General features: G+C 65.1%; 6 protein-coding genes. 4 read left to right on the top strand and 2 right to left on the bottom strand.

The window, feature by feature from the left end; translation table 11 throughout:
- Positions 1–29: 29 nt before the first annotated feature.
- The 4 genes from gltJ to D7V88_RS11240 all read left to right on the top strand — a co-directional run bounded on the left by gltJ (position 30) and on the right by D7V88_RS11240 (position 5186).
- Positions 30–2147 carry an adventurous gliding motility protein GltJ gene (gene gltJ / locus D7V88_RS11255; protein WP_120540628.1) on the top strand — a complete coding sequence of 706 codons (2118 nt, stop codon included), beginning with the start codon at positions 30–32 and terminating at the stop codon, positions 2145–2147.
- A 234-nt stretch (positions 2148–2381) separates the two neighbouring features.
- Positions 2382–3272 (top strand): hypothetical protein, encoded by an 891-nt coding sequence (locus D7V88_RS11250; RefSeq protein ID WP_244238097.1) that lies wholly within the window; start codon positions 2382–2384, stop codon positions 3270–3272.
- A 228-nt stretch (positions 3273–3500) separates the two neighbouring features.
- On the top strand, positions 3501–3983 hold the full coding sequence (locus tag D7V88_RS11245) for a toxin-antitoxin system YwqK family antitoxin (protein WP_120540626.1): 483 nt from the start codon (positions 3501–3503) through the stop codon (positions 3981–3983).
- Between the two features lie 102 nt (positions 3984–4085).
- A complete protein-coding gene (locus D7V88_RS11240) occupies positions 4086–5186 on the top strand; it encodes a TIGR04552 family protein (RefSeq protein WP_208726218.1) in 1101 nt (366 codons plus the stop codon).
- Positions 5187–5214: 28 nt separating this feature from the next.
- Here D7V88_RS11240 and D7V88_RS11235 read toward each other — a convergent pair whose 3' ends face one another.
- Together D7V88_RS11235 and ffh are read right to left on the bottom strand one after the other, a co-directional pair.
- Positions 5215–7329 (bottom strand): Ig-like domain-containing protein, encoded by a 2115-nt coding sequence (locus D7V88_RS11235; RefSeq protein ID WP_158625062.1) that lies wholly within the window; start codon positions 7327–7329, stop codon positions 5215–5217.
- A 193-nt stretch (positions 7330–7522) separates the two neighbouring features.
- Entirely contained in the window at positions 7523–9175 is a 1653-nt protein-coding gene (ffh, locus tag D7V88_RS11230) for a signal recognition particle protein (RefSeq protein WP_120540624.1), read from the bottom strand.
- Between the last annotated feature and the right edge of the window lie 74 nt (positions 9176–9249).

Genomic DNA, 9249 nt, shown 5'->3' with positions numbered 1-9249 from the left:
GCCCGTCATTTCTGAGGCTTACGGGAACGATGCGTTTCGTCTGCGACAGCTGCCGCGCGCAGTACATGATCAGCGACGACAAGATTGGCCCGAAGGGGGTCAAGCTTCGTTGCAAGAAGTGTGGTCACACCATCCTGGTGAGGCCCGCCGGAGCATCGGCGGGGAAGGAGGGAGGGGCGGACACCCCCGCGTCCACGGAAGCCAAGAGCGGCGCCGCGGACTCCAATGCGCCACGCATCGTGGAGTCGTCCGGCACGGGGCTGCCCGCCACGCTGGGCACGCCGCCCGAAGGCGGCCTCTTCACCGACGTCGAAGAGGATGAGATTGGCGCCGTCTTCGACCAGGTGCTGAGCACCGGTTCGCAGAAGGCGCAGGCCCGCGACGCGGAAGCCGAAGCCGTGAAGGCCGCGAAGGCCGAGACGGTGCGCAAGCTCGCCGAGGCCGAGGCCGCCGAGCCCTCGCCCGACGACGCGAAGGCCGCGACGTCGCACGAGTGGTACGTCGCCATCGACGAGAAGCAGGTGGGGCCCTGGTCGGTGGAGAAGGTGAAGGACGCCTGGGACCGGGGCGAGGTGGGCCCCGACAACCTCTGCTGGCGTTCGGGCTTCAGCGACTGGATTCCCCTGTCGGAGACGGCGGAGCTGGCCTCCGTGCTGGCGCCGCGTCCGGCCAAGCCGGTCATCGTCGCGCCCGCGCCGGTGTCCACGTCGTCGCCGACGATCGCCGCGGGGCCGGTGGAGTCCGCCTTCAGCGCGGGCAGCAACCGTCCAGGGCTGGGCGGGGGTTCCACCGCGCCGGATGAGCCGGTGGGCTGGAAGCCCTCGGCCGCGAGCGTGCTGGCCTCGCTGGTGAAGGAGGAGAACGACGCCCTCACCAAGCCGCCTCCGCGTCCGGCGCCCTCGCTGGATCGCGAGCCGCTGTCGCAGTCACGGCTCCTGGATGTTCCCATGCCGCCACCGGAGCCGAAGTCGTCGCCGGCGATGCCGGTGGCCATGATGGGCGCGGCTCCGGGGATGTCCGCACCCCAGGCCTATCCGCAGCAGCCGCAGCAGGGCTATGCGCCGCAGCAGCCGGTGCAGCAGTACGCACCGCAGCCCCAGGCCTATCCGCAGCAGCAGGCGCAGATGCCCTACGGGCAGCAGCCGCAGGGCTATCCGCCTCCGGGCTACCCTGCCGCCTATCCGCCGCCCGCGGCGCCGCCCACGAGCGGCAAGGGCCGCACGGGGATGATGGTCGCGGTGACGGCGGGAGTGCTCGTGATCGCGGGTGCCGCGGTCGTCTACGTCGCGCGCGGCAATTCGTCCGAACGCCCCGTGGACCCGCCGACACAGGTCGCGGTGGCTCAGACGCGCCCGGCGGAGCTTCCGCCCATGCCGCCGCCCCCCGCGGTGGTGCAGCCTCCTCCCGCGGCTGTCGCGGCGACCGCGCCCGCCACCCCGCCGGCGGACAGTGCTCCGGCGGGGACCCCTGCCGCGGGCGCTCCCGTGGCGGCGGGAACTCCCGCAGGGACCCCGCCTGCCGTGGCGGCGGCTCCAGCGGCGGTGACGCCGCCTCCCGCCGTGGTGACGCCTCCTCCGGCGACCGCGCCCAACATGGCGACGGCGGTGGCGAAGGTCGAACCGCGCAACACGCAGCGTCGTCCGGGCTCAAGCCACAGTGGCAGCCGCAACAACGGCCAGCGTGACGATGACGAGGAGGCGATCACCGTGTCGAAGCCCTCGGCGGCGTCCTCGTCGAATTCCGGAGGCGGGGACGACGACTTCGACGAGCTGTTCGGCACGAAGAAGACGCCGGCCACCACGAAGCCCACGGGCAAGACGACGGCCACGGCCTACATCCCGCCCGAGCCGGGCGGCGGCACGCTGGAGCGCCTCCAGCAGTCGGACATCATGCAGGTGGTGCTGAACAACAAGCCTTCCATCGTGAAGTGCGTGAACGAGCAGAAGGCGAAGGATCCGTCCCTCAGCGGCAAGCTGGTGATGCGCTGGACGGTGCAGACGAGTGGCAAGACGAGCAGCGTGTCGTGCCGCACGGACGAGTTCAGCAAGAGCTACATGGCGACCTGCATCACCGGCCTCATCAAGGGGTGGTCCTTCCCGAGGCACCAGAAGCAGGGCGACCCCATCGACTTCCCGTTCACGTTCTGAAACGAAACGCCGACATCGCCGTCATAGCTGACGGCGATGTCGCTGTGCCGTGCGGCGGGATTGTGCGCTTTCGTGAACAGTGAATTTCCCCTGGGCGGTGTCGTTGGAAGGTCGGTCGACACTCGTTGACACGTCTGGAGCGAGGGGACTAAAGCCCGCTCGACTTCAATACCCGGTGCCTGGAGTTGTGGCCGGAGGCACCGGGCGACGTACCAATCCAGGAGGAAGTTCCGAATGCAGCTTCGCAAGATGATGGTGATGCTCGCCGCGGTGAGCACGATGAGCTTTGCGCTGACCGCCTGTGGTGATGACACGACGACGCTCGACTCGTGTACGTCCGACACGGACTGCGCCTCCAACTTCTGCAACACGTCCGCGGGTGTGTGCATGGAGACCTGCGAAAGCGCGGCGGACTGCCCGGACACCGAGAAGGAATGCGCTCCGCTCTCCGGTGCGACCAACACGGCGAAGGTCTGCCAGTGCAAGACCAACCAGCTGTGCAACTCCGATGATTCCACGTCCCTGGTCTGCGGCGCGGTGTCCAAGCGCTGCGAAGAGCCCGGCACGAACACCGGCTGCACCAGCAACAGCGACTGCGGCACGGGCGAGACCTGCGACACGTCCACCGGTCAGTGCGTCGGCGGCACGACGACGTGCTCCGGCGAGGGTCGTGCGACCTGCGCGTACGGCTCGGCCTGCTACAGCGGCACCTGCCAGGCGCCCACGGCTCCGACCTGCGAGAACTACGACAAGTTCAACAACAAGGCGGCGCTGGGCACCACGGGTCCGATCATCTTCAAGGTCGGGACCGGCGCTGTGACGACGGATACCGCTTTCTGCGGCAACTCGACCACCAAGCGCGTGAAGATCAACATCTCTGCGTACTCGAGCACCCCCTTCCCGGCCACCGCCGCCGAGCTGAACGGGTTCTTCTACGTTCTCGTCAATGGCCAGCCGACCAGTGTGTCGATCAGCTCCTCTTCGGGCAACTACACGGTCACCGGCACGAACCGTGATCGCGCGGACATCGTGGCCAACCTCTGCGTGCTGCCTTCGTCCAACACGGCTTCCCTGGGCTACTACTTCACGGGCGGCAACTTCTTCTGCTTCCAGTCCACCTACTAAGGACTGAGTGATGGGCGGATAAGGTCAGGGTCGCTCATCATCCGCAGTGCTTTGGAGCCCCGCCCAGGAATCATGGGGCGGGGCTCTTCGTTTGAGTCCATCAGGGTACTCACGGAGGGTCTGGTGCATCCTTCGGGAACGCGAGTGGGCTCGATGAATTTCGTTTAGCGCTTCCTCGTCTTGTCGGGTGCGCGCACGGGCATTCCGGCGACTTCAAAAGGAGACTCCATGCAGTCAAAGAAGCTGATGCGGATGTTCACCCTGGGGTTGGCTCTCGCTTCTCCTGTCGCTTTCGCTGGCGAGACCACCACCCAGTTGACCTGCCCCGCAGGGACCAAGCAGTCTGGTTCCAAGGAGGAGGGACTGTTCTGCCGCAAGCCTGAGCTCGCGGGGGGAAGCTTTGTCGCGCACGGTCCCTACCGCTCGTTCCACGCCAACGGGAAGAAGGCGGCGGTGGGGCAGTATGCGAACGGCTTCAAGACCGGCTCCTGGTCGTTCTTTGATGAGGCCGGCAACGAGTACGGCAAGACGGAGTTCCGTGAGAGCAACTACCACGGGAAGCGGCTCCTCTACTTCGCCAGCGGCAAGCCCCACTTCATCGAGGAGTACCAGAACGGGCTGAAGAACGGCGTGGTGCAGGAGCTGAGCGAGGACGGCAAGGTCGTCCACCAGGCCCGCTTCGAGAACGGCAAGGAAGTCGCGGTCAAGTAGTCGAGCAGGATGCGGCAACGAGGGCCCTTGCCTGCTCCCAGGCTGGGGCCCTTCGCATTGCGGGGCTTTCCCTTGGGGCTCCAGCCAGCTAGGAACAGCATCGTGAAGGCCCCTTCTCTCGTTCCCGTCCTCTCCGCCATTCCTGTCTGCCCGGTGCCGCAGATGGGATTGCGTGAGCTTGAGCGCATCCGGCTCATCCTGCGAGGCGGCTCCGTCATCGACTGGCGGCGCATGCACTTCCAGTCGCGCGATGAGGTGGACCGGTTCCTTCGCCTCTGTCAGTTGGACGTGTCGCGGTCCTTCGACGACGACTGGGCCCGAACGGTGCTCGCGGATGCAGTGGAGTACCTGCGCAAGACCTTCGACTACAGGGTCGCGGACGCGGTGGCCCAGCCGGAGGAGATCCACGACCTCTTCCTCTTCGCCTCCGGAGCGAAGGGCCTTGCGCGCTACCGGCGCATCGCCTGCATCGTCCTGAAGGTGATGCACGTCATCCAGCACATCGAGGGGCGCGATCTCCTCTTCCGGTTGGCCGCCTCCGAAGCCGAACTGGCGGAGATGGTCACGGAGAAGGTGCTGGGCGTTGCGCGCGAGATGCAGGAGCTGGGGCTTCCCATTGTCGAGTTCGCGCATTCCATCAAGACGCGTGATTCCCTGGTCACGAAGCTGATCGCGAAGAAGGAGACCGTGGCGGCCCAGGTGTATGACCGCACGCGGTTCCGGGTCATCACCCGCACCCGCGCCGACCTGCTTCCGGTGCTCTACTTCCTCACGCAGCGTCTGTTCCCCTTCAACTTCGTCGTCCCAGGCCAGACGGAGAACACCCTGCTGCCGTTCAAGGGGCTCCTCGCGGAGAACCCCCACTTCGAGCAGTTCATCCCCCAGCTCCACCTGGACCGGGACTTCGAGGACCGCGAAGACCGTATGGGGAATGCCTTCTCGGGAACGTCCTACCGGGTTCTCAACTTCGTCGTGGATCTCCCCCTACGCATGGATCCGTATCTCCCCCCTCCGGAGAGTGACACCCGCCTTCGTAAGGGGCGGGTCACCTTCGCATTGGTGGAGTTCCAGATCGCGGATGAGGAAACGGCCCGCCGCAATGAGGTCGGGGACAACGCCCACGAAAGCTACAAGCGCCGGCAGAAGCGACGAGTCCTCAACCGACTGAGTCGAGGACTGGTTGTTCCCAAACGGCAGGGCTGAGCCCCTTGCAAATCAAGCGCTGTCAGGATCAATCGTTGATTTGGTAGACGTAGATGTTCGCGGCTGTCGCATCGGCCTCGGCCCAGGCGATGATTGGGCGAGAATTCTTGTCCATTGCCACAGAAGGCGCGGAGGCGGGCGTTCCTGGGGCCGTCAGCGCGTCCAGGGGCGTTCCTGGTGGCTGCCAGACATCGTTCACGCAATGACTCACGAGAATGCTTCGCTCGGAGCCAACAACCCCGCTCCACGCAAGGACATTCGGGCTGCCGACGCCGAAAGCAAGGCTGGGGGCGCTGTTTCCTTCTGACGTCGTACTGACGAGGGTTGGAGAGCTCCAGTCGGCGCCCATCCAATGGGCTGAGTAGATCAACCCATCCACCAATGGGTTGAAAGCACCTGATTGAGCCCACGCCATCCAAGGGCGTGCATTCACGTCCACGGCGATTGTGGGTGTGTAGGCTGATTGCCCAATGGAAGTTCCTCCCAGGGGTGAGGCGTTGTTCGGGAGGACAGCGACACCTCTGCGTGAAAGCGCATCATCATAGGCCGAGTAGGCCGTGTAGACATTCAGACCTGATGTCGCGACGGAAGGGGCTCCCGCCTGGAAGTGATTGGATGGTTGCGCTGGATGCAGATCGATCCAGTTGGACCCTGTAGGAGGAAGCTTGAAACCCACCACAGTTGAATTGTTGGGACTTTGTTCGACGGCATAGAGAATTAGATTTTCGTCGGCGTCCATGACCAATTGGGCTGAACTCGCAAGCTGCTCCGCACCACTCGTCAAGGGAATGGACGGGAGTGCGGTCCAGGTGTTCCCTGTCCATCTCCTGGCGAATAGCTCTCGCCCCAACCCATTGCCAGTCGTCTCATCCCACGCGACGATTGGCTGGTTGGTGGAGTCGATGATCAGGCTGGGGTTCGCTGCGTTGGTTCCTGCTGCTACCAGACCGCTCAAGGGGGCGCCCAACATGCTCCAGTTTGTTCCTGTCCACCGCGTAACGTAGATGTTCTTGGCCGTTCCATCCGACTCAGCCCAGGCGACCACTGGTTGGTTGTCGCGGTCAATCTTCAAGACAACGTCCTCTGCCGACGTCTTGCCCGTGACCGCACTGATTGCCTCTCCCAGTGGGAGCCACGTCGGCACGGAGAAGGTCCAACCGAAGCCATTGCCAACGATGTTGCCCGCTAGGTCCGTGATGACATTCGACACTGGGGGGACCTGGACGGAGACGGTACCCGGGGCCACCAGGGGATTGAGTGGCTTGATGGTCAGGGTCTTCGCATCCACGGAAAGGCTGAGGGACTTGGGAATGCTAGCACCTGTACTCGTGAAGAGAATCACCGCATCATTGGTGAATGTTAGCGGATTCATGGGCTCACTGAATGTGAACTGGATCGACTCGTTCACTCCAACCGGTGAGCCGTTCCTGGCCGGCTGGATAGAACTCATCGTCGGACGTGTTCGGTCGACAATGACCGTTCGAGCCGCGCTGATGAAGGAGATGCCGCCACGGGTTGCGCGGACTGACAGTTGGTATGTGCCCTCCGCCTCCTGGGTCGTGTCCCAGGTGAATGAGAAGGGTGTTCCAGTCGGCGTCGCCAGCACACTGGCATCCTTCAGGATTTCCACGGCCTCCGCAGAACCACCCTCCACCGTGAACTGGAGCAGCAGCGGCCCACGGGTGTAGGCCTTGCCGGGCGCAGGCACGACCCAGTTCACGACCAGATCGCCAGCCTTCCCGACCGTCACACCGAGCGTGGCCTGCTTCGTGACCGCACCACTCCTGCCCTGGATCGTCAGCGAATAGGTCCCCGCCGCAGTGGAGGTCCCGATGCCAATGCTCAGCGACTTGCGCGCCTCCCCCGACGACAGGGTGGCTGGCTGGAGTTGGAGGCCGGCGGGAGGGTTGAGGAGGCTCAACGTGACGTCTCCTCCCTTCTCCCCAGTCCACAGCAACTGGACCTCACAGCCCAGTGTTCCCCCGGGAAGGACCTGTTCCTGGGCGGAAACCACGGAGAGCGTGAAGTCGGCGTTGGGATCCGGCTGCGAGTCCTCCACTGGATCTTCAATGGGCGGAATATCGATGCAGGCAGGGGCGAACCCTACGCAGCTCAACAACATCAGGAGTTTCAAACGGGGCATGGGGGCGCTTTGTGCAAGGGATGTTCCGGTCGGTCCCAACCCGGCACATTGCCATGGGCATCCGGGACGGGGGATCTCCATCCAGCCGGCGAGATGGACGGTCGCTCCGTCCCTGGAAATGCGTCTGCCCGCCGGCCCCCGGGATTCGGTGGGGACGGGCGGGCAGGGGAACAACGGGCACCGCTGAAGCGGACTACTTCTTCTTGCGGTTCTTCTTCTTGTTCTCCTTCTCCTTCTTGCGGCGCTCCTTGAGCGCGTCGCGATCCTCCGTCTTGCCCACCGCGGGCGGCGCGTAGCCCATCAGGCGGGCCTTGGCCATCGCGGCCTGGCCCATGGGGGGCGTGTAGCCCGGGGCAATCTGGGGCAGCTGCATGGGCATGCCGCCCATTCCGCCCATCCCACCCAGCCCCGCCATGGCCTTCTCCAGCGCCTTCGGGTCCTTCCCGAACATGCTGCCCAGGTCCATGTTCTTCATCTGGCCCAGCTGCCCCAACTGCTTGAAGCCGGGGATGCGGCCCAAGAGGCCCGGGTTCTGGCCGATGGTGCCCATCACCTGCTGCATCATCCCGAATTTCTGCAGCAGCTCCTTCACCTCTTCCGGCTTGCGCCCGCTGCCCTTCGAGATGCGGTTGATGCGGCTGGCGTTGATGAGGTCCGGACGCAGGCGCTCCTTCTGCGTCATCGAGTCGTACATCGCCTCGATCTTCGTGAGCTCCTTCTCGTCCGGGTTCAGGTGCTCCGTGAGGTCTCCGAAGAGCGGGAACTTCTCCAGCAGGTCCTTCAGCGGCCCCATCTTGCGGACCATGCGGATCTGCTCGACGAAGTCCTTCATCGAGAACTGGCCGGACAACAGCTTGCGCGCGTCGTCCTCGGCCTTCTTCTCGTCGACGACCTTCTCGAAGTCCTTCATCAGGCCGACGATGTCGCCGAAGCCCAGGATGCGGCCCGCGAGGCCCTCCGGACGGAACTCCTCCAGCTTGTCCATCCCCTCGCCCATGCCGAGGAACTTGATGGGCTTGCCCGTCACTTCCTTGATCGACAACGCAGCGCCACCGCGCGCGTCACCGTCCAGCTTCGTCAGGATGAAGCCGTCCAGCGTGAGGCGCCGGTCGAACTCGGCCGCCGTGCGCACCGAGTCCTGGCCAATCATCGCGTCGCACACCAGCAGGATGGTATCCGGCTGCACGTTGGACTTGATGGCCTCCAGCTCCGCCATCAGCGTCTCGTCGATGGCGAGCCGACCCGCCGTGTCGATGATCACCACGTCGCACTTCTGCTCGCGCGCGGCCGCGTAACCCCGCTTCGCCAGCTCCGGGGGCTGCACGCCGGGCTCGTGGTAGACGGGGACCTTCAGCCGCTCGCCCAGCACCTTGAGCTGATCCACGGCGGCCGGCCGGTAGATGTCCGCCGCGACCAGCAGCGGCTTGCGCCCTTCCTGGAGGAGCCGGCTGGCGAGCTTGCCCGTCGTCGTCGTCTTACCGGAGCCCTGGAGGCCCACCATCATGATGCCCGACAACTGGCCCTTGGGCTTCAGGTGGAGGCTCGTGTCCACCGGCCCCATCAGGGCTTCCAGCTCGTCGTGGCAGATCTTGATGAAGTGGTCCATCGCGCTCACGCGGCGCTTCTGGCCCCCTGCGTCCGTGACGGTGGTCTGCACCACCTCGCCCACGGCCTTCTCACGAACGCGGGCGACGAACTTCTTCACCACGTCGAAGGCGACGTCGGCCTCCAACAGGGAAACGCGGATGTCTCGCAGCGACTCGTCCACCAGGTCGGGGGTGAGTTCGCTCTTGCCGGCGAGGCGGTTCTTGGCGGCCCGGAAGCCCTTGGTGACGGTCTCAAGCATGGGGGGCGCTTTATAACAGGGCCTCGCCGGATGCGACGCCCTCGGAAGCCCCGGCCGTCCAGCAGTGGAGGAAT

The organism is Corallococcus terminator (assembly GCF_003611635.1).
Classification (GTDB): Bacteria; Myxococcota; Myxococcia; order Myxococcales; family Myxococcaceae; genus Corallococcus; species Corallococcus terminator.
This window is presented reverse-complemented; position numbering and strand designations above follow the sequence as displayed.